The 20,956-nt window shown below is 66.8% G+C and carries 20 protein-coding genes; 6 read left to right on the plus strand and 14 right to left on the minus strand.

Annotated elements, in window-relative coordinates:
* Window positions 1-31 precede the first annotated feature (31 nt).
* The 9 genes from istB to DPQ65_RS08545 form a co-directional block, all read right to left on the minus strand.
* The gene (istB, locus tag DPQ65_RS08505) at window positions 32-811 is read right to left on the minus strand and encodes an IS21-like element helper ATPase IstB (protein ID WP_114906896.1); all 780 of its coding nucleotides are present in this window, start codon (window positions 809-811) and stop codon (window positions 32-34) included.
* Complete coding sequence (gene istA, locus DPQ65_RS08510) at window positions 808-2,358, minus strand: IS21 family transposase (protein WP_114906897.1); 1,551 nt, start codon at window positions 2,356-2,358, stop codon at window positions 808-810. The genes istB and istA overlap by 4 nt, the downstream gene beginning before the upstream one ends.
* A 613-nt stretch (window positions 2,359-2,971) precedes the next feature.
* Window positions 2,972-3,385: a hypothetical protein gene (locus DPQ65_RS08515; RefSeq protein WP_114906898.1), complete on the minus strand. Its 414-nt coding sequence runs from the start codon at window positions 3,383-3,385 to the stop codon at window positions 2,972-2,974.
* Between the two features lie 57 nt (window positions 3,386-3,442).
* Complete coding sequence (locus DPQ65_RS08520; protein ID WP_114906899.1) at window positions 3,443-3,910, minus strand: hypothetical protein; 468 nt, start codon at window positions 3,908-3,910, stop codon at window positions 3,443-3,445.
* A 196-nt stretch (window positions 3,911-4,106) separates the two neighbouring features.
* On the minus strand, window positions 4,107-4,964 hold the full coding sequence (locus tag DPQ65_RS08525) for a hypothetical protein (protein ID WP_114906900.1): 858 nt from the start codon (window positions 4,962-4,964) through the stop codon (window positions 4,107-4,109).
* A 138-nt stretch (window positions 4,965-5,102) separates the two neighbouring features.
* Entirely contained in the window at window positions 5,103-5,933 is an 831-nt protein-coding gene (locus tag DPQ65_RS08530) for a DUF4037 domain-containing protein (RefSeq protein ID WP_162802118.1), read from the minus strand.
* Between the two features lie 170 nt (window positions 5,934-6,103).
* The gene (locus tag DPQ65_RS08535; protein WP_114906902.1) at window positions 6,104-7,384 is read right to left on the minus strand and encodes a tyrosine-type recombinase/integrase; all 1,281 of its coding nucleotides are present in this window, start codon (window positions 7,382-7,384) and stop codon (window positions 6,104-6,106) included.
* Window positions 7,381-8,517: a tyrosine-type recombinase/integrase gene (locus DPQ65_RS08540; RefSeq protein ID WP_114906903.1), complete on the minus strand. Its 1,137-nt coding sequence runs from the start codon at window positions 8,515-8,517 to the stop codon at window positions 7,381-7,383. The genes DPQ65_RS08535 and DPQ65_RS08540 overlap by 4 nt, the downstream gene beginning before the upstream one ends.
* Window positions 8,518-8,796: 279 nt before the next feature.
* Entirely contained in the window at window positions 8,797-9,414 is a 618-nt protein-coding gene (locus DPQ65_RS08545; RefSeq protein ID WP_202863051.1) for a TetR/AcrR family transcriptional regulator, read from the minus strand.
* Window positions 9,415-9,570: 156 nt separating this feature from the next.
* Between DPQ65_RS08545 and DPQ65_RS08550 the strand changes: the two genes are divergently transcribed.
* The 6 genes from DPQ65_RS08550 (at window position 9,571) to DPQ65_RS08575 (ending at window position 15,514) form a co-directional block, all read left to right on the plus strand.
* Window positions 9,571-10,287, plus strand: a complete 717-nt coding sequence (locus tag DPQ65_RS08550; RefSeq protein ID WP_162802119.1) for a tyrosine-protein phosphatase — start codon at window positions 9,571-9,573, stop codon at window positions 10,285-10,287.
* A gap of 87 nt (window positions 10,288-10,374) precedes the next feature.
* Window positions 10,375-11,940 carry an ABC transporter substrate-binding protein gene (locus DPQ65_RS08555; protein ID WP_114906906.1) on the plus strand — a complete coding sequence of 522 codons (1,566 nt, stop codon included), beginning with the start codon at window positions 10,375-10,377 and terminating at the stop codon, window positions 11,938-11,940.
* On the plus strand, window positions 11,940-12,881 hold the full coding sequence (locus DPQ65_RS08560; RefSeq protein ID WP_114906907.1) for an ABC transporter permease: 942 nt from the start codon (window positions 11,940-11,942) through the stop codon (window positions 12,879-12,881). The genes DPQ65_RS08555 and DPQ65_RS08560 overlap by 1 nt, the downstream gene beginning before the upstream one ends.
* Entirely contained in the window at window positions 12,868-13,734 is an 867-nt protein-coding gene (locus tag DPQ65_RS08565) for an ABC transporter permease (protein ID WP_162802120.1), read from the plus strand. Before DPQ65_RS08560 ends, DPQ65_RS08565 begins: the two co-directional genes overlap by 14 nt.
* A complete protein-coding gene (locus DPQ65_RS08570) occupies window positions 13,731-14,774 on the plus strand; it encodes an ABC transporter ATP-binding protein (protein WP_162802121.1) in 1,044 nt (347 codons plus the stop codon). The genes DPQ65_RS08565 and DPQ65_RS08570 overlap by 4 nt, the downstream gene beginning before the upstream one ends.
* Window positions 14,771-15,514, plus strand: a complete 744-nt coding sequence (locus tag DPQ65_RS08575; protein ID WP_114906910.1) for an ABC transporter ATP-binding protein — start codon at window positions 14,771-14,773, stop codon at window positions 15,512-15,514. Before DPQ65_RS08570 ends, DPQ65_RS08575 begins: the two co-directional genes overlap by 4 nt.
* A gap of 432 nt (window positions 15,515-15,946) precedes the next feature.
* Here DPQ65_RS08575 and DPQ65_RS08585 read toward each other — a convergent pair whose 3' ends face one another.
* The 5 genes from DPQ65_RS08585 to DPQ65_RS08605 all read right to left on the minus strand — a co-directional run bounded on the left by DPQ65_RS08585 (window position 15,947) and on the right by DPQ65_RS08605 (window position 20,905).
* Complete coding sequence (locus DPQ65_RS08585; RefSeq protein ID WP_114906912.1) at window positions 15,947-17,539, minus strand: hypothetical protein; 1,593 nt, start codon at window positions 17,537-17,539, stop codon at window positions 15,947-15,949.
* A gap of 586 nt (window positions 17,540-18,125) precedes the next feature.
* Window positions 18,126-18,344 (minus strand): hypothetical protein, encoded by a 219-nt coding sequence (locus DPQ65_RS08590; protein ID WP_114906913.1) that lies wholly within the window; start codon window positions 18,342-18,344, stop codon window positions 18,126-18,128.
* A gap of 84 nt (window positions 18,345-18,428) precedes the next feature.
* Window positions 18,429-19,301, minus strand: coding sequence for a PQQ-binding-like beta-propeller repeat protein (locus DPQ65_RS08595; RefSeq protein WP_114906914.1), 873 nt, complete (start codon window positions 19,299-19,301; stop codon window positions 18,429-18,431).
* Window positions 19,298-20,149 carry a cytochrome c biogenesis CcdA family protein gene (locus DPQ65_RS08600; RefSeq protein ID WP_114906915.1) on the minus strand — a complete coding sequence of 284 codons (852 nt, stop codon included), beginning with the start codon at window positions 20,147-20,149 and terminating at the stop codon, window positions 19,298-19,300. Before DPQ65_RS08600 ends, DPQ65_RS08595 begins: the two co-directional genes overlap by 4 nt.
* Before the next feature lie 3 nt (window positions 20,150-20,152).
* Window positions 20,153-20,905, minus strand: coding sequence for a DsbA family protein (locus DPQ65_RS08605; RefSeq protein ID WP_114906916.1), 753 nt, complete (start codon window positions 20,903-20,905; stop codon window positions 20,153-20,155).
* Window positions 20,906-20,956 lie beyond the last annotated feature (51 nt).

Here is a 20,956-nt window from a genome sequence, read left to right on the forward strand (position 1 = left end):
CAGGTGAAAGTCCCCACCCTCTGCGGGGTTTTCAGGGGGTCAGGTGCTCACCTCCTCGGCGTTGACGGGCTTGGCGCATGCGGTAGGACTGGCCGGTGGTGATCACAGTGGTCGCGTGGTGCAGCAGCCTGTCGAGGAGGGACACGGCGGTGGTGTGCTCGGGCATGAATCGTCCCCAGTCCTCGAAACTGTGGTGTGAGGCCAGGCCGAGGGCGCGGCGTTCGTAGGCAGCTGCCACGAACCGGAAGAGCAGCTGGGCGCCGGTGTCGTCCAGCGGGGCGAAGCCCACTTCATCGATCAGAATCAGCTCGTTGCGCAGCAGTGTCTCGATGTGCTTGCCGACGGTGTTGTCGGCCAGGCCCCGGTAGAGCGTCTCGACCAGGTCCGCGGCGGTCAGGTACTTCACCTTGTGGCCGGCGACGACGGCGGCGTGCCCGAGCGCGACGAGGGTGTGGGACTTCCCGGTGCCTGCTGGCCCGATCATCACCACGTTCTCCGTTGCCCGCACCCATTCCAGGGACGTGAGGTAGGCCCAGGTCGGTGCTGGGATCGAGGACGCGGCCAGGTCGAACTCCTCGATGGTCTTCAGCACTGGGAAGCCAGCTGCTTTCAGGCGGGTCCGTTCGTTGGAAGCGTCGCGGGCGGCGATCTCAGCCTCGACCAGGGCACGGAGCACCTCCTCGGGAGCCCACCGTTGGGTTTTGGCTGTCCCGAGCAGCTCAGGCGCGAGCTGACGCATCGCGGCCAGCTTCAGCCTGCGCAGCCCAGCGGTCAGGTCCGCGTCCAGGACCGGCGGGGTTGGGCCGCTCATGAGGACACCGCCTCACCCGTGGCGGTGGTGGGTTCTTGGGTGGGGGCGTACTCGGCCAGCGACCGCCCCGCGGCGGTGGGCAGGTCAACGACGAGGGCTTCCCCGGCCGCACGCGGGGTCGGGACTCCGGTGCCAGCGGCCAGGATGGAGCGGACGTCAGCTGCTTTCCACCTGCTGAACGCCACGGCCCGTTCCAGCGCAGCGACCATGAGTTCGTTGCCGTGGGCCGCGGCCAGCGTGTTCAGCTCGGCCAGCTCGGGACCCAGGCGGGTGTGCCCAGCACCAGCGGCTCCAGCGATGAACGCCTCAGCGACCGGGCCCAGGGAGCAGAAGGTCTTCTCCGCCGCGCTCCGGGGCCGGATCGCGCGCACCGGCGCAGCTGGGCGGGCACCGCCGTAGTGCTCATCGAGCACGGACGCCGCCCCGGGGGCGACCAGGTCGTGCTCGGCGTGGACCTCCCCAGTGCCCGGGTCGATGATGATGACCTGGGCACCGTCGACGAGGACGCCGACCTGGGCACCGATCAGCGCGTTCGGCACCGAGTACCGTGCGGAGGACCAGCGGATCGTGGACAGTCTGTCGACCTTGCGCAGCACCGGCGCCGGGGCCAGGGACGGACGCAGCGAGGGCAACGGCGTGAGCAGCTCGACCTCCGTGGCCAACCGGTCAGCTGGGACCGCGCAGATCTCTGAGTGGACAGCGGCGTTGACCTCCGCGCACCACGCCTCGGCACGTTCGTTCGCGGCAGTCAGGTCGGCCAGCACCCGTGCTGCTCCAGCGCTCAGGTCACCGTCGGCGGCCTGGGCGTGCTCGAGCAGTAACGGGCGGGCCAGGTCGTCCTTGCCGTACTTGACGAGGTTCTCCACGATGCCTTTGGACGCCGGGTCAGCTGCCTCGCAAAAGTCCGGGCGGAACCGGAAAGCGGTCGCGAAGCGGACGTACTCGGGTGTGGGCACGACCCGGTTAGCCACTACCCCACCTTTGAGGCAACCCATCCGGTCGGCGAGGACGACTTTCGGGGTCCCGCCGAGGACCTCGAAACACTCGGCCAGCATGGCCATCGTCGTCGCGGCTTTCTCGTCGGCGGCGAAGCGCACGAACCGGAACCGTGACCAGGCCAGGACGGCACAGAAGACGTGCACGCCGGCGATGACGCCCCAGTCGATGGCCAGGTACTCAGCCGGGGACCATGACGCGGGCCGGTGGGTGCGCCCGTGTTCGGCCCGGTAGGACTTCTTCTCTTGCTCGACGAGGCGGCGGAAGTTGCGGTCCGAGCCGCCATACCCGGCCGCGCGGGCCTTGGGCAGCAGCCGCTTGGCGCTGATCCGGCCCAACGAGGTCTTCATGTTGGCAGCGACGAGCTCGCGGACGGGCTCGTAGTTCGCCGGCCGTGGCTCCCGTACCGGACGGGGCGCCCCGGTGGCGTGGCGCTCCACGACACGCTTGACGGTCTTGTGGGTGGTGCCGCACACATCGGCGGCAGCCCGGTAGGTCCCGAGCTCGTTATAGGCGGTGATGATGTCCAACTCTTCCCTCATGTTCTTCAATGGAGCTCCCTGGGCGGTGCGGTGACTGGCTTAGACACCGACACCGTCACCGCTCAGGGGCTCAACTCATGGACGACACGAGCAGAGGGTGGGGACTTCTACTTGGCCACCAGCGGGGACCTCACCTGGCCACCAGTGGGGACTTTGCCACGGCCATGGACATTCGGGCGACATCCCTGCACCTAGACACGAGTTCCGACAACTGCTCATGAGTGGAGGTGAGTTAGGCGGGACGAAAGCATAACTATGGGTGATGCTTGCCGTTGAACCAGCCTATTGCCGCATACGAGTGCAATTTGTGCGAAGTTCGCTGCATCTCGACACACACCGAGCAGCAGCACCGCAGCTGTCGAGATGCAGCGAAGACTGCACAACGGTCAGCACCGAACCTTGCATGATCGAGGGCGCATCCGATGGTTGTGCAGATTAGGCGACTCGCTGTACGCGGCAGTACCGGGCGTTTTCTCAGCCCGGCGGACTTAGGTGCTGCCTGGCGTCTCCTGCTTCTCGGTGGCGTCGGGCTTCATGTCCATTGGCAGGCCCCCGGCCGCTCAGCGGCGCCGCCGGCTGGTGGTCAAGTGATGGAGCGTGCGGCCCGCCGACCAGGGTTGGCTCAATGGCGTTTGACCGCGCCAGCGAATAGGGCCAGTGCAGGCGCCAGAAGGAAGACGGTAGCCACGGTGGCCGCTCCGTGCACCGAGGTGAAGAGTGAAACGAGTACGGCGACGATGCCGGTGAAGACGACCCAGACAGGGGAACACAGGAAAAACAGCACGATGCTCAAGGGACGGATTGAGGGAAGTGGTGGAACGACGAACACTGCCCCAGCGATGAGTGCGATGAGGCCGACCGTCCACAGCCACCAGGCCGCCCTCCACCGCGCCGGATCTTCCAACATGCCACACGGCGCGATATTGCAGGCACCTGTCAACAGCAGTTCTGGTTGAGCCGGCGCCCACACGCTCGCGGTCGCCATGATCACGAGCCCGGCCAGCATCAAAAGAGGGAGAAGACGCTTCTGGGCCATCGCACTGTCGGATGCTTGCTCGTCACCGGCTCCAGGTCCCAAATTTCTGTTCACGGGTCAGTAGGAAAGCTCGATCGCGCAATCGTCCTCGTTCATGATCCCCTCGTCGCACATCTCCTGTACCGACATCGCGTGCTCCACGCTGATGACGGCAATAGCCCCGCCGGGCAGCGGCTCGGTGAAGGTGACTTCCCCGAAGATGTCGGCCTGGCAGCCGAGTTCGAGCGCGAGGTCGACTTGCGCCTTGACGCCCTGCACCGCGCCGACCTCTTCGTGGTAGGGGCAGGCTGGGACCGGATCGGGTTCCTCAATGCGCGGGCCGGTGTAACCGTCGGGGATCTGCGGCGGTGCCGGGTTGAGCTCCTCGTCCTCCTCCTGCGAAACTGTTTCCGGGATGTTGGGTTCGGTGGCCGCCTCGGCGGGCACGGGGGCGGCCACCGGCTCGGCCCCAGTGCTGCCGCAGCCGGTGAGAACCAGGAAAGCGAAGACGATGAGGGCCGAGGCGTTCAGGGCGGGCTGTCGCATCGATGCGGACCTTCCGTCGTTGGCAAACTCTCGTTCACTCTACGGGGCTTGTCGACTGCCGAGCTCCACCGGAGACCGCATGGGGAAACCAGCCCCCTTGCACAAGCAGCCTTGGTCGCACGGACCGACCAAGGGATGGCGGGCGCGACCTGCGGCAGTTGAGGTCATGCGTTGCGTAGAAGATATTGCGCGCGAATCAGCGTGCGTAGGGCAAGAGGATTCTGCTCTCGCGGAAGGCCTGCGCGACTCCGTCCGGGCCCCACGGCATGAGGCTAGGCAGGTCGTGTCCTGCTTCGAGTAGTTCGCGGACGACCTGATCCCCGACCCAGTACCCTGCCCTGCTCGGCCACGGATGCTCGTCAGTCACACCGCACAATGAATATCCGATGGCTGCATCGGGAGCAGTGAGGTTGGGAACGAGCGTCGCAGCGAGAGCGGGCAGCGCCGCTTGGCACTCCTGCACCCACCGGCCTTCAGCGGCGAACAAGTAATCGGTGTCCGGACGCCCAGGACGTAGTAATCGAGTGCCCGCTACCGCGAGGCCTTCGAGCCAGACACGCATGCCGACATGGTCCTCCAGCGCGGGTTGGGTTGCGAGGAGGGGAAGCAGCGCGCGTACGTGCACCACGTGGATGAGTTCATGGAGGACAAGGAGTGCGTCTCGCTCGGGATCCTGCAGCATCTCTAGCGCCACGAACAGCACAGGAATACCGTGAATGATCTTCACCCAGGCATCGGAGTGACCCGTCCCGACCATGAGTACTACGTCGAGGCTTTGATCGGCGTCCATCAGGCCATGGGCCGCCAAGTCCTCGGCGGCAGCCTTCAGGGCTGTGTGCACCCAGGCTTCCCGCTCGACGACACCGGGGGCGAAGTCGGCGACCAGGCCAGCGGCTGCTTCTCGGCCACTGCGGTTCCCATATGCGGAGTAGTAAACCTCGAAGATGTCAGCATGAGCCATCTCGTACTGGCTGACCCAGGCATCCACGCGCTCTGACGGATCCAGATTCGCCAGACCTATGTAGGCGGGCACGGTGCTCGTGACATTCAGCATGCGGGCAGCCTAGACAGATCACGCCGGAATAGCGCCCGGCACTCAGCACGACTTCGACGGTCCGCGCGGCACATCGAAACAACAGCCACACACCAGCGCGACCGGCATTACAGTGCGGACCACGCTCCTGGCGGCCTGTCAGCGAGTGAGGCGAGAAGTGGCCAGTCCCTGCCGCAGGTCTCGCGTGGAGACGGCGGGTACCTGCAGCTCGACAAGGTCCAGTGTCTCCTGGAGCAGCGAAATGACGACTTCACACGCTGCGACCGGCTCTTCGCTGCAAGCCTGCCGCAGCCGATCGACGGAAGCAGCCGGCAGGTAGTCGAACTGTGTCATCACCCGGTGTGCCCACTTGAATCGCGGGTGCTCGATGTAGGCCTTGTTCAGGCCAAACCAGAGGCCGAGCAGTGCGAGGAGCATGTCGTCGCAGATGAGACGCAGCGAAACCATGTCGCCGCGTGACGCAAGTGCCGGAACGTGTCGCCACCGTGCCACGGGAACACGCGCTAAGAAGTGGCGCAGGGTCGACAAGCGGACCTCGTCGGTGTAGATGCTGCGCGCGCGCCAGGTCTTCACCAGGTCATGCCCCGCGACAACACGACCTTCGTGGATGGCCGACAACCGCATCTGGTCCAGCTGGGCGAACCTGTCCCGACGGCCCAGGACAGCGTCGATCTCGGAGCAGGTGAAGTTGCTGACCGTAGTCGGGATGCCTTCGACGGTGAAGTCTTCGGACCACTCTGCGTCCTCGGGGTCGTAGTCCCACAACGTGCTCAGGATCCCGCCGGACTCGCGGATGGCGGCGAGACGGTCCTGGTCCGTGGGTGGGCCGGTCCAATAGACATCGACCTCGACGTCGGAGAACTCGTCGTGCCGGCCGCGCCCCACACTGCCGGCGACGACGGTCGCGCTCACTTTGGGGTTGTGCCCGTAGCTGCTTGCCACTCGCTCGCCCAAGTTCCACAGATCCATGCTCGTGACCTTTCCATGTGACTGACGTCCCCGCCGACACCAGTCTTGTTGACGACGCTGAACTGGCGAGTGACCTCGCCTTGGCGAACGCTCTGTCATCGTCATGACCGGATCACCTACATATCCCTGATGACAGTGTCCGCTCATCGGCATTATGTGGGTGATCGTTGTCAAGAGGCCTCGTGGTTGTCGAGGCCGGTGAGTAGTTGGTCGTAGATGGCTGTGCGTCGGGTCTGGCCCTTGGCGCAGGCGGCGTCGCGTTGGGCGAGCAGGGTGGGGCGGAACTCGATGGTGGTCTGGAAGAAGGTGCAGGACTCGCAGATGGTCTCGTACTCGCAGTCCATGACGGCGGGGCGGGTGCAGTAGCCGTTGCCGAGTAGGCGTCGGTGCTCGCGGTTGAGGCGGGCCATGTTGGGGCCGAGGTCGTCGGCGGGCAGTTGGGCGGGGGTGGCGTAGAGCGCGTCGACCTTGGCGGCGACGGTGAAGTATTCCTGGGCGACGGTGCGGTTGGCGATCTTGGCGTAGACCAGGGTCATGTCCATTGACTTGTGCCCGAGCATCGCGGCGATCGCTTCCAGGGACATGCCGCGGTTGGCCTGGGTGGCCAGGGTGTGGCGGAGGCGGTGGGGGTTGATGTGACCCAGGCCGGCGGCGGCGCCGGCCTTGTTGATGAACCGGGTGACGGCGTGCCGATCGAGCTGGCGGCCGATTTCGTAGGGAATGAGGAGGGCGTGGCCGGGGGTGACGTGCGCGGCCCGGTAGGCGCCGACGAGCTCGACCAGGTGGGGGTGCAGGGGCAGGTAGCGGTCCTCGTGCAGCTTGCCGACCGGCACGTGCAGCCAGTAGGTGTCGCCGATGAGCACGACCGCGTCCGCGGCGAGAGAGGTGTACTCCCCGACACGCAGACCGGTGCGCAGCAGGAACTCCACGGTCAGTCCGATGAGCTGTCGGGGGTCGGCCTGGGCAGCGGACAGCAGCGCGGAGGCGGCGGCGTCGTCCAAGGCTTTGGGCAGGGCGTGGTCCTGGATCGGGACGTCGCCGTGGAACATCGGTACCCGTGCTGGGGCTTCGGGCCAGCCCCACTCATCGATACGGACGAAGAACATTCGCAGCACCCCGAGCCGGTGAGCGATCGTGGCCGGAGTCAGCTTCGGCTTGTTCTGTCCTGGCCTGGCTGCCAGCCACGGTTTGTAGCCCTCGATCTGTGGTCGGCCGATGGCAGCGACGGTGGTCATTTCGGGATGACACTGGGTGAGGTAGGTGGCGAAAGAGCGCAAGTCCAGTTCGGTGCCGGCCACGCTGCCGGGGCGCAGGATGCAGGCGATCTGCTCGACATAGCGGACCATGACGTCGGCGATGCCCGGCACGGCGTCGGACAGCTGCGCCCAGGTGGCGAACGGGATCGCGGCGTAGGGGTTCGGCGGCCGCCGGCGCGGCTGACCCCGCCTCACCGCCGGGTCCCGGGTGCTGGTGCCGCGGCCTGACCGGTGAAGACCGGGATGTGTGGTGGTGCTGGTACCGCCGGGGCTGGGCTGACGGCGAAGACCTGGGCGTCGATCACTTCGGCGGCCTTGCGGTACTGGGAGGCGAGCCAGTCCTCGCCCAGGTGCAGGTAGATCCGGGTCGACTCGATCGAGGCGTGCCCGGCCTGGGCCTGCACCGCTTCCAACGGCATGCCCGCGGTCCGCAGCTGGGTCAGGCAGGTGTGCCGCAACTGATGGCAGGTCGCGTGCCTGAGCCCAGCCCGGTCGCGGGCACCGTCGAGGATCTCGTCCAGACCGTCCGCGGTCAGCGGGCGACCGCGTCGGGGCCGTTTGAGCACGACGAAGACGCGGTCGGTGCCACCGTTCCCCTTCCCGGTACCGGCCTCGGCCGGGCGCTCGGTATCGAGGTAGGCGCCCAGGTGGGTGAAGAAGGTCGGAGCGATCGGCACGTACCGTTGGTGCCCGCCCTTGCCCTCGGCCACGAACACCCGTTGCTCGCCCGGGCGCAGGTCCTCCAGGCGCAGGCCGATGACCTCGCAGCGGCGCAGTCCGCCCAGCAGCATCGCGGTCACCATCGCCCGGTCCCGGTGGGTCCGCAGCGCGGCCATCAGCGCGTTCACCTCCGCTGGGGACAGGATCGTGGGCAGGGTCCGTGGGGCACGCACCAACGGGACGCCCTGGCCCGGGCGGGACCGCTCCCGGCGGGTCGGCAGGCTGCGCGGTACCGGGTTGGCCGGCACGTCACCGCGGGCGGTCAGGAAGGCGTACAGGCCGCTGATCGTGGACAGGCGCCGCCGAACCGTGCGTAGCGACACCCCGCCCGTTCCGTCCCGGTCCGCCACCGGCAGCACCGGCCCGGTCGTAGGCAGTTTGTCCACGCCGCTCCGTTGGGCGGTGATGAACCCCAGGACGTCCCGGCTGGTCACCGCCTCGACCGGTTTGTCCACAACTCCAAAGAAGACCTTCAGGTCGAACCGCGTCGCCAGCACCGTGTTCGGGCGCGAGCGCGCCGTCACGAACTCAAGATAGGCATCCAGCAGCGGATCACCCAACGCCGCAGGTCGGGTAGACGGGATCAGGCAGGGCATACGAGCATCCATCGGGGCTCCTCCTCGAGTAGATCGACGAGAGCAACAATGCTCCGCCGGTGACCGAGAAGATCACCCACATATCAAGCATGAGGGTTGTCGAGATGCGGTGAGGATTGCATGCCAGCGAGCACCAAACCTTGCACGATCGGACACCCTTCCGCCTGGCCGTGCAAAGTGGGCAACACCCCTGTCAGCGGCGGAGTCGGACGAGCGTCACCGCCATGAGAGCGTGTCGGAATGAGGGGCACAGAGTGGGATGAACCGGTGACGGTGGTTTGACTCGTGCTGTCAGATCCCGACTGACCTGAGGGCTGCGAACCATTCATCGAGGATCTGCTCAGGGTTGCCGTTCTCGTTCAGCAGGGCGCGTCCGGCTCCGGAGTAGAGGGCGAGCAGGACATCTGCGCGCGCGGTGGGCGGGTGTTCGGTGGGGGTGCGCGGGCCAGAGCCAGTCTGCGTCGGCCAGCGATCGGAGTGGAACAGGTCGGTGAAGGCGGCGCGGAGCCGGTCACGCAGGTGCTCCTCGAGGTAGAAGATCTCGAGCTTGATCGCTGGCTGGGCGCGGAGTTGGCGGCGCAGAGTCTGGCGGCGGCGGTCGAGTTCGCTGGCCTCGACGTTGAGCAGTTCGCGCATGCACCAGTGGAGGAGGTCGACGGGCTCCAGGTGTCCGGGCGCGGCGCTGATGAGCTCGATGAAGTACTCCGAGGCGTCCCCGCTGAAGAGGGTGAGTTCCTTGCGGGGGAAGTAGCGGAAGAAGGTGCGTGGGGAGACACCGGCGCGTTGGACGATGTCCTCGATCGTGGTGGCGTCATACCCGCGTTCCTCGAAGAGTTCAACGGCCGCGAGTTGGATCGCCTGGCGTGTCCGGCTCTTGTGCTGGGCTCGTCGGCCTTGCTCTCCTGCCATGGCTCTCCTCGTTGACGGGTTCGCCCATCCAAGCATGCGGTCGCACTGCCCTGGGGTGCTGTGTGGTCTCGGTGCTCTGAATCGTTGGTGGGGCCGCCGCGTGGTGTTCACCAACGATAAATGTGGCAGTCATGCCACTTTTCTAATGTGGCAGTCATGCCACTTATTAGTCTGCGTCCGCCGAACTGGCGGGCTGTGCCTACTGCCCTCGGGCGGGCCCAGGAGCCCACGATCTTTCGTTCAGCTGCCTTGACGGTGGCTACGGTCCAGGAGCGTGCGACGTGCCCGGTCGATCTGACCTGGATCGACCTGCGGACCACGGTTGAACTGGATGATGACCCGGAGGTGACCCTGCCTCGCGGTTGGGTTCATCGGCACTTCCCGTTGGTCGACGCGCGGTTGGAGGAGGTCGAGCAGAGCACCGAGGTCATGTTGCGTTCCCTGGCCGAGGGAACTGTGGTGTGGAGCCAGCGGTACATCGAGATGCTCGACTCCGCCCCCGACAGGTTCGCCGCCGTACTGACAGAGCTGCTGTCTGTTGACGGGCCTGTTGCCGTCGGCTGTGCGGGCGGCCGTGACCGCACCGGCGTGACCGCTGCTCTTCTGCTGGCCCTGGCTGAGGCACCCCGGCGGGTGATCGTCAGTGATTACATCGCGACCAACACCGACCTGGCGGACAACCTCGGTCGGCAGCCGACAGCCCCCGCTGAGGAGCTGAGGTCACAGATCGACCTGACGTGCCGTGAGCGCGACATGGACGACGTTCTCGACCACCTGGACTCCCTCGGGGGCGTCCAGAGTTACTTGGCTCGTGCCCTGCCTGCGGTCGATGTTGCTGAACTCGCCGCGGCAGCCCGTGCCCGACTGTCCTGACCCTTCACTACCCGCACTCACCACTGGGGACTGTGCCTGTCACTGCCCGCTCCAGACCCCCGACGTACCCCTGAAAGAGGAAGCATCATGACCACCAGCACTCCCGCGGCGTCTCGCGCATCCCTACGCATCGCCCTCGTGGCGACCAGTGCCCTGCTCGCCCTGACAGCCTGCTCCGGGGCTTCGGGTGAGGCCGAGAACAGTACCGCCTCCAGCGGTGAACCGGTGGCCGCTGACCCGGTCGTCGGCGGCACGATCGACGTCGGTATCGACCTTGACATCACGGACCTGGACCCGCTCGGCAGCAACATCGGCCAGCAGTCGAGCCTGGTGGTGGCGAACGCGGTCTATGAGCCGCTGTTCGTCGACGGTCCCGAGGGTGAGATGGCTCCCGGCCTAGCTGAGTCACTGAACAGTGATGACGCGGTGGAATGGACCCTGACCCTTCCTGAGGGCCTGACCTTTTCGGACGGCAGCCCCTTGGACGGCCAGGCTGTCATCGACCACGTCACCCGCGCCCAGGGGACCGAATCCCCGACCGCGACCCTGGCCGCTGAGGTCGCAGAGATGGAGGCCGTCGATGCCACCACGGTGGTCTTCACTCTGGTTGCCCCGAACGCCGCCTTCGACCGGTACTTCTCCCGCAACCTGGGCATGATCGCCTCAACCACCGCGACCGATGAGTTCGGCAACCCTCTCGGTGCCGGTGCGTTTGTCGTCTCGGGCAGCTCCGATGGGGTTTCCCTGACCGTCGAACGGAACGACGCCTATGCCGGCGATCCGGCCCACGCCGACGAGATCGTGTTCCACTTCCTTCCGGACGCCGACTCCCGCTACCAGAGCCTGCTGGCCGGCACGATGGACCTCACCTGGGTACAGACGCCCAACCACATCAGCTCAGCGCAAACCGAGGGTTACACGGCCTCGGTGGCCAACGCCACGACGGCAACAGCGATCTTCGACGTCACCGAGCCGCCCTTTGATGACGTGCGCGTGCGCCAAGCCGTCCAGGCAGCGATCGACCGAGAGGTGCTGGCCGAGGTCGTCGACCAGGGGCAAGGAGGGCTCTCCGACGGGCCGCTGAGCTCCCGGTCTCGCTACGCCCAGGAGATCAGCTACCCCGCCTACGAGCCCGATCGGGCACGCGACCTCCTGGCCGAGTACGGAGAACCGGTCAGCCTGTCCTACACGACGGACTCCAGCCCGCAGTCGATGCAGCGTGCGACGGCGATCCAGCAGATGCTGGAGGAGGTCGGCATCCAGATGACCATCGACGCGGCCGACTCGGCCACCTGGGGTGCGCAACTATTTGACCGGGACTTCGACCTCATCGAGTTCGTCACCAGTGGGTACGGTGACTCCGACACCGTGTGGTCCCTCTTCGAGTGCGACTCTGGCACCAACTTCGGGGGCTACTGCAACCACGAAGTTAACGAGGCAATCCAGCAAGCCTCCGGCACGACCGATGAGCAAGCCCGCTCCGAACTGTATGGGCAGGCCGCCCAGACGATCGTCGAGGAAGCGCCGACCCTGTTCTTCACCGAGTCTCCCGCCGGGTTCCTCGCAGCCTCTCAGGTTGGTGGCCTGCCCGACTTCTCGGACCGCAACGTCATCTCCCTCCTGCCTGGAGAGTTGTGGATCGACGAGCAGTGATGCTGCTGACACGCATTCTGCGGTCGGTAGTGGTCCTCGCCCTGGTGGGCTTGCTGACCATGGCATTGCCGAGCCTGACGACCGGTAACCCGGCCATCGCCGCGCTGGGGATGGAGGCATCACGGGAACAAATCGCCGAGTTCCTCTCCCGCCTCAACCTTGACGATCCGGCTCCCCAGCGGCTGGCAGCCTGGCTTGGCAACGCCGCGCAGGGCGACCTGGGCTCGTCACTGACCACCGGCCGGGAAGTCGCCGAGGAGATCATCACCCGACTGCCGATCACGTTGGAGCTGCTGGCCCTAGGTCAGGTCCTCGCACTAGCGATCACCCTGCCCGTGGCGATGGCCTCTGCCTGGCGCCCCGGCAGCATCCTGGACCGGTTCGCTACCACTGTCGCGTTTGTGCTCATCTCGATACCGGTCTTCGTCCTGGGGCTGCTCGCGATCGCGCTGTTTGCCGTGATGCTCAACCTGCTCCCTGCCACAGGGTGGGTCCATCCGCTCGACGACCCGGTCGGACACGTGCGGCACCTGGTGCTGCCGGTCCTGACCGTCGGCCTGTCTGAGGCTGCGGTACTTGTCCGGGTGCTGCGCGCTGACCTCATCACCACCCTGGGTCAGCCGTACGTCATGGCTGCCCGATCGCGCGGGATGAGCCTGCCCAGACTCATGCTCACCCGTGCCCTGCGCCCCTCGAGCCTGTCGACCGTCACCCTCGTCGGGCTCGGGTTCGGGGCCGTCTTCGGAGGGTCAGCCCTGATCGAGACGGTGTTCGCCGTCCCCGGCATGGGCCGCCTAGCCGTCTCCGCGATTGGCGCACGGGACTTCCCAGTGATCGAAGCGATCATCATCTTCTCCGCTGTGGCGGTCCTCCTCGCGATGGCCATCGTCGACTTCCTCTATACCCGCATCGACCCAAGGACCCGCCGTGGCCGCAGTTGAGCAGACTCCAGCAGCAACAGCCCCGCACGCCGCGACCCAGACCTATAACCGCCGCCGGGTCGGTGGTCTGGACCTGCTGTGCCTCACCTACCTGGTCTGCCTGGCCACCGGGTGCCTATTGTCCCTGGTGCTCCCACAGATCGATGCCTACGGCCAGGACTTCACCGCGGTCCTGCAGCCGCCCAGTCCCGAGCACTGGTTCGGGACCGACTCCAACGGGCGCGACATCTTCGACCGGACGCTCAAAGGCGGCCTGTCCTCGATCGTGGTCGCCCTCCTGACCGTGACCATCGGCATCGTCGTCGGCGGTGGCCTCGGCGTGGTCGGCGGTTACCTCGGCGGCGTCGCCGACGTCGTGGTGGGCACGCTCCTAGAGTTGCTGCTCTCCCTACCCGGTCTCATCCTCGTCATGGTCGTCATCACCCTGCTCGGCCCCGGCTACTGGACGATCGGCACACTCATCGGGATATTCATGATCGCCCCCTTCGCCAGGATCGCGCGCTCGGCCACGCTGGCCGTCAGGGACCGATCGTTCGTCCAAGCCTCCCGGCTCCTGGGGGCCGGCCCGGCCCGGGCCATAGTCACCGAGGTAATCCCCAGTGTCCTGCCCGCAGTCGGTGCCTACGCGTTCACCGCCGTCACCGCCGCAGTCGTGGCAGAGGGCTCCTTGAGCTTTCTCGGGTTCGGGCTGCAGCCTCCCGAACCATCCTGGGGAGGACTGATCTCCGAGGGACGCACACACCTGGGCACCGCCCCGTGGATCACACTGGCCCCCTCCATGGTGCTATGCGCCACCATCCTGTCCGTCAACCTCCTCGGCCAACGACTCTCGACCACTACGAGGCAGCCATGACCCACCACAACCACCCGCTCCTGTCGGTTCGCGGCCTGTCCGTAGGGCTCTCCGACGTCGACGGGCGCTCCGCGCACGTACTGGAGGACGTTGACCTCACCGTCGCTGCCAGCGAGAGCGTCGGCCTGGTCGGGGAATCCGGGTCAGGCAAGTCCGTGCTCGCACGCACCGTGCTCGGACTCCACCCCCGCACCACCCACATCACCGCCCAAGGCGGCATCTCCTTCGCCGGGAACGAACTGCTCGGTCTCACCCCGCGAGCCCACCGCCAAACCCTCGGCACCGACGTCTCGATGATCTTCCAGGACCCGTCATCGTCGCTGAACCCCGTCGTGCGCGTCGGCGCGCAGATTCTCGAAGCGACCCACCGGCGGCAGTCATCGGCACACCAGCGCCGCGCGCTGCTCACCGGCCTGCTGGAGTCGGTCGGCCTGACCGACGTCGAGCGCATCGCCCGCGCCTACCCCTCAGAACTGTCAGGGGGCCAACGCCAGCGCGTCGGGATCGCCGCCGCCCTGGCTGGTGCCCCGCGCCTGCTCATGGCAGACGAGCCAACCACCGCGCTCGATGTCTCCGTGCAGCGCACCATCCTCGACCTGCTCGACCAACTGCGCCACGAGCGTTCCCTCGCCATGATCCACGTCACTCACGACCTGGCCCTACTCTCCGGCCGCTCCGACCGCATCATCGTCCTCTACGCCGGGCGGGTCATGGAAGACGGCCCCACACCCCAGGTCCTCACCCAGCCGGCACACCCCTACACCCGTGCACTCATGGAGATGCGACCGCGCCTGCGGCGGCCCCAACCGCTGCCGCTGCCCCAGATCCGCGGAGACCTGCCGCGCCTCGACCAGCCCCGGACCGGCTGCCCCTTCGCGCCCCGCTGTGCCCTCGCCGACACCCGCTGCCACTCCGAACGGCCACCAACAACGCCAGTGCCCGAGTCCACCCTCGGGCACGTCGCGGCGTGCTGGCGCACCGTCGAGGCCGCCGCCCTGGCCGTCCCGTTGCGGGAACCAGCAGGACGGAGCCACCCATGAGCGGGCTCGTGGTGACCGATCTACACGTCCGCTACCGTGTTCCAGGCGGTGTACTCGATGCGGTCGGCGGCGTGTCACTAGCGGTGCGACCCGGATCCGCGGTGGGCCTGGTGGGAGAGTCCGGGTCGGGAAAGAGCTCCCTCGCCCGCGCGATCGTAGGCCTCACACCGATCTTTTCCGGTTCCATCCTGCTGGACGGCCAGCCTGTGGCGCCACGGCGCGGGCCTGGCGGGGTCCAGATGGTCTTCCAGGACCCGATCGGCTCACTCAACCCATCTCGCCAGGTTATCGACATCGTCGCCGAGTCACTCACCATCGACGGCGTCCGACGGGCGACCCGACGTGAGCGCGCCGCGGAGATGCTCACCGAAGTCGGTCTGCCACCGAACCTCTTCGCGACGCGACGCCCCGGGCAACTGAGCGGCGGGCAGGCCCAGCGAGTAGCGATCGCGCGAGCCCTGCTGGCCGAGCCTGCAGTGCTCGTTGCAGACGAACCCGTCTCCGGAGTCGACGTCTCGGTCCAGGCCGGGCTTGTCAACCTGCTACACCGCACCACCAGCAAGTCCGGCGCCGCGATGCTCTTCGTGTCCCACGACCTGGCGATCGTCCGTGCGCTCTGCGACGACATCGTGGTACTCAAGAACGGCCAAGTCCGTGAAGCAGGCCGTACCAACGCCGTCATCGATGACCCGCAAGACTCCTACACCCGCGAACTCATCGAGGCCGTCCCCGAAATCTGACCAGCCTTGGTTGAGTCTCCAGGCGGCAGGCGCATGGACTCGCTCCACACACGGACGCACTACGAGGACGAGGTGGCCCAGGTGCGCGAGGGCGTCCCGTTGGAGACGACCGAGACCTGGCGGCTGCGCGATGACCGCGGGCCAAAGGATCGGGACGCCTCGTCCTCGCGGCCGGCCAGCCCCGGTGGGCTCTGGAGGGGTACCCGGCCAGCTGCATCTCGCAGGGTGGTCACGACATTGCAACTGAGCACCCTACCCAGAATCAGCCTGTCGCTTCCTGAGTTGATCACGCGCCAGGACGACCCCAGCCTCGTGCAACAACTGTCATAAAAACTTCAGATTTATGACACATAGAACCGTCAGTTGCGGGCGCCTCGGACGAGGTCTCAAAACCTCCGGCCTGTCATCTCTCACGTCGGCTAATTCCTGGAATTAGCCGACGTTCTTACAGTCTTGAGTGCATCTCGACACCGCCTCAGTGGAGAGCCTTTCGTCACCATCGTTCAGCGAGGTATCGACGCCCTTCCAGTGGAAGTAGCACTGGAAGGTACGAGCGTGAATCTCGGTCGGGGTGCGGTAATAGTCCCGCTTCTTGTTCAGTGCCGGATCATCAGATGCACTGACCTCCCGCTGGGCAGCCCGCAGGATGGCCCGGAAGTCTTCCTCGCTGGACAGGTTCCGGTCGCCGGCAGTGTGGTCGATATGGTGCGCGTACTCGTGGATCATGGCCGACGGGCTCCTCGGATCCACCGCGATGTTGTCCACGTGCGGGTGGTACACCCCGAGCGCCTGGTGGCGGCCGGTCTTCCGGAAGCGCAGAGTAGGGGTACTCCCGGTCTTCGGCAGGTGCTTGCGCAGTTGCTCGTACTCGGCGCCGACGTGGGCGAGCTTGTCCAGGTCGGTGTCGGCGTCCACCTCGACGTGCCGGAAGTCCCCGGTGGTAGCGAAGGTGCTGGCCTCGGCGGCGTCTAGGTGCGACTGGGGAACGTTCTTCTTCTGCTCGAAGACCCGCGCCCCGCCCTCACCGCTGTTGTCGTTGACGTACTTGCGCTGCAGCGTGTAGTCGTACTCGTCGGCCAGCTTCTCGGTGATCCACCTCCGGTAGGCGGTGTTGGTGGCCGCCGAGCTCGCGTGCGGTGACGTGCCGGCTAGATCCCCCTCGATGCCCCGAGGGGCCTCCATCAGCGCCTCACCGCGCGGCCCGGCCACCACGGCCCGTCCGTCTTCGGCTTGCGGCAGAGAGGCCACCCACTCCCTCAGCTCCTGATCGCTCATGGGTGTGTCGGAGAGTCCAGCCTGCGTGCGAGCCACGGACAGGGCGAAGTAGTTGCGCCGGGAGAGGGCGTCCTCGTTCCACATGTAGCGGTGGCCCTTGCCGCGGTAGTCGCCGTTGAGCCGACGGAACAGGTCCTTGACCTCCTTGCTGGCGAGGTCGGGGTGGTCATCGGCGAACTCCTGCTGCATCTTCGGCGCGGTGGTGACCTCGGCGACGTTGACCACTTGGAACCGTTCACGGGTGAGACGGCTGTAGTAGGAGCCGGTCTTCTTCGCCGTGTTGCCGGTCGAGACATAGACGGGCCAACCATCACCGGTCTCGGCAACGACGACCCGGTCGCTCTCGGAGATGCCGAACTCGTTGCGCAGCCTCTCGGGCATCTCCTCATCGGGAGCGTGGTGGAAACCAGCCATCTCAGCCAGCTGCTCGTCGTCCAGGTCGGAGACGTCCTGGGTCTTGGCCAGGTAGCGGTTCAGCTTGTGGTGGACCTGCGCGATCGTGTCGTCCTCGTTGATCCGCGGCAGTGCGACCTTGCGCTCGGGATCCAGGTGGTAGGCGTCACCCATCAGGGAGGAGATGCGGGCGTACTCGAAGCCCTCGCTCTCTTGGCCTGCATCGGACTCCGTCGGCTCCTCGAGGTCGCCCAGGATGAGGTCCGTCTCGGCCGCCGGGTCGTTCCCGAACTTGCCCTGGTGGTCACGGTTGGCTTCACGGCGGGAGACTGCGGCCTCGCTGATCTGGGTGCTCATGCCTGTGTCACTGTGCGGTGATCCGACCAAGTAGTTGGGAGGTCGCCTCCCCTGTTGGCCCGGGCTCCGTGGTGTCGCCGGCGGCGTGTCGAGCCACACCTTCGGGCGGTCCGCGGCATGGTGTGGTGCGTAGGTCCAGCCAGGGCGCAGGCCAGCCAGTCCATCCCCGGAGTTCCCTATCTCCTTAGGTGAACTATGCCTCTATTCGGATGGCCCATGCCCGTCAGTGGAGCCAGAAGAAAGGAGTCAGCGTGCTATCACATCGCACCCTCGGGCCAATACCGTAGTAGCCGGCAGTCATGGGTAGACAACAGCAAACGTAGGTAGGAAGACCCGGGCCAACACTAACCCGACCCGGATGGTATCGTTGCAGGTCAGAGTGCGTTTTGATGAACTGAAGACGCGACACTTGACACGGAAGAGGTCACTGGTTCAAACCCAGTATCGCCCACGCATAGAAACCCCCTTTGACCAGCGAAAATGGTCGAGGGGGTTTCTCGTGGGGGGACTACGGGGGGAATAGCACAGGGCCTGCTCGAGCTGGTCGTGCGATCAGAAGGTCGAGCGTGGAGGGTTTCGAGTCCCTTCACGTCCACCCACTCTCAAGTGCCTGACCTGCGGAAACACGCAGAATCATCTCGCACACCCGGCCCGGCCGCGGACACACCAGCGCAACAGCCACGTTGGCGGCCGCGAACGGTAGCGCAATGAACTCACCGATGCGGACCTCGTCGGCGATGTGCGCAAGAGCGGCCAGCGTGGCGACCGCGAAGACGTTGATATGGACAGTCCGAAGGGATCTCATCGGAGCCGGAATGCCGTCTCCGAGTGGCTGCTTCGTGCGCGTGCGCCGCGGTGCGGTGTTACGTGTGGGGTCGTTTGGCAGGCCTCAGGGGACCTGGGGTACTGCGGGTGCGGTCGCGATCAGTTGCCGCTCGCCGTCGAGCAGTAGCGCGGCACCTTGGCTGACGATCATCTGTGGCACCACGACGCGTCCTTGGCCCTCGGGGTCGTAGGCCTGGGCTACGGCACCGGTCATCACGTTGTGCGCCCGGATCGCGTCGCCCTCTCGTAGATAGACGAAGGCGCCGCCCAGCCCGGCCACGGTTGTGCCCTCGCTGACCGAGAGCGTCCACAGCTCCGTGCCCTCGGGGTCGTGGGCGCGCAGGGTGGTGCCCTTGAGGGTGAGGTGGGTCCCCGTGGCCGGATCCACGTTGCCGTCGTGCTCGGCTCCGGTCGCAGCCGTCGTGTCACCGCCCTCCGCAGCCGTCGGCCCCGGTGGCTCCGCCGGACCCCACACGAGTTCTCCGCTCGCGAGGTCGTAGGCGCTCACCGTCCCCGTTCCGTCCTCCTTGACGTCGGGGAGGACAGCCACGGGGTGTCCCTGCGAGTCGTTGCGGATGCTGAAGCCCGTGCTGCCGCTGGGCCGTTCCGCCGCCCACAGCACCTCGCCGTGCACGTCGACCGCGGTGTATTCGAGGTGATCACCGTGGTCCGTCGCGCCCAGGAAGACGCCGTCGGAGTACTGCGCCTCGGTGTCCCAGCCGGGGTCGAGGACCCGCAGACCCTCGAAGGAGTGCGGAAGCCACAGTTCCGTCGTGTCGGCCTCCGGCAGGGGTGTGGGCGCCGGATGCGGGGAGCGTTGCAGGGTTGGGGCCTGGGGCGCTGACTGCCCGGAGGCATCGGGCTCGGCTGTGCTGCAGGCGGAGAGCAGGAGTATCCCGACTGTCGCCAGTGCGGCCAGGCCGCGGCCGGACGTCATGACGTCTCCCGCACGCTGTCGCACATCGGCCTGCGCTGGCGACGTGCCCAGAGCACCAGTACGAGCCCGGCGACCACGCCCAGGGCGAGGATGTCCAGAAGGGGGTTGGCCAGCAGGGAGCTGGTCTCCTGCAGCCAGGACTGTGCTTCGTACGGCAGGAGTTCCGGCGCCCCGACCAGTCCGTTCGTCGTCCAGAAGAGGACGCCGACGGTGATGATCAGCAGGCCGGTCAGCACCGAGGTGGTGTGCAGCTCTCGTCCGAGTACGGTGACCGTTCGCCCGCGCAGGATCGTGCGGCCCCGGGCCCCGAGTCGCTGCCAGAGGGCCGCGATGAGCAGCAGAGGCACCACCATGCCGGCGCCGTAGACGGCCAACAGCCCACCTGCGGAGAAGACGTCCCCCCGGGCGGCGGCCAGGGTCAAACCGGCACCGAGGATGGGGCCGGCGCAGAATCCTGCTATACCTCCCGCTGCTCCGAGCAGCAGAGTCTTCACCAACCCGCTGGTCGAGGCGGCGCGGGACTGCAGTTGCGCCCCGCCAGGCAGCAGCCGTGCCGGGTCGAAGCCCAGGCCCAGGACCTGGATGACTCCCAACACGATGAGCAGGATGGCGGAGCCGAGCACGATGGCCTGCCGGTGGGTGACGAACAGCGTCCCCACGGCACCCGCCCCGACCCCGAGCGGGATGAGGATCACCAGCAGGCCGAGATAGAACACCGCTCCGTGAAGGAGGAGGCGCGGGCCAGCCCCGACCGTCGAGGCGAAGAACGCGGGCAGCAAGAGCGCAGCACACGGGCTGAGCAGGGCAAGCACCCCACCCAGAAAGGCGCTGACGAGTCCGATGTCCACCGGCTACTGCCCCTGCGCCAGGGCCGACTCGAAGGCATCGACAAACACCTCGGTGGGCTGGGCGCCGACAATCGGCTGCCCCCCGAGGACGAAGGCCGGCGTGGAGTGGGCACCGATATCCAACCCGAGCTTGGCGTTGCGGCTGATCTCGCTCTGGGTCTCCTCGGAACTCATGTCGGCAGCGAACTGCTCGGTGTCCAGGCCCATCTCCTCGGCCAGTCCCACCAGGGACTCCTCGCTGAGGTCATCACGAGTCTCGCCATCGGGGTAGAGCGCATGGTGGTACTCCCAGTACGAGCCCTGCAGCGCAGCGGCATAAGCGGCCTTGGCCGCGCGGGTCGAGGCGTCCCCGAAGACGTTCACATCGCGCCACTCGATCCGCAGCTCACCGGCGTCGGCCCGCTCCATCATGACGGGCAGGGTGTCCTGGCTCCACTGGGCACAGAAGGGGCACTGGTAGTCCGAGAACACCACCAGGGTGACCGGCGCGTCCACCGGTCCGGCAGCCAACGGGTCAGCCTCATCACGGCGCTCGATGTCGCTCAGGTCGGGCTGGACGGCGCCTTGCACCTCCGTCGGGGCGGCGTCTGCCGAGCCCTCTGCGGGCGCGGTTGCCGCAGACCCCGCGCCGGGCGCCGGGCTCTCCGGGTCGCCGTTGAGGTTGATGACCAGGGCGATCAGCAGGGCCAGAACGGCGAGGACCGCGACCGGGATAGCCCACGAACGTCCGGTGCGGCGGACTGATGGCGTTGACATGGCGCTCCTCGTGCAGAGTGGGTTCTCGGTGGGTTCTATCTACTATGCAAC

The sequence above is a fragment of the Ornithinimicrobium murale genome (assembly GCF_003352835.1).
Taxonomy (GTDB): Bacteria; Actinomycetota; Actinomycetes; order Actinomycetales; family Dermatophilaceae; genus Ornithinicoccus; species Ornithinicoccus muralis.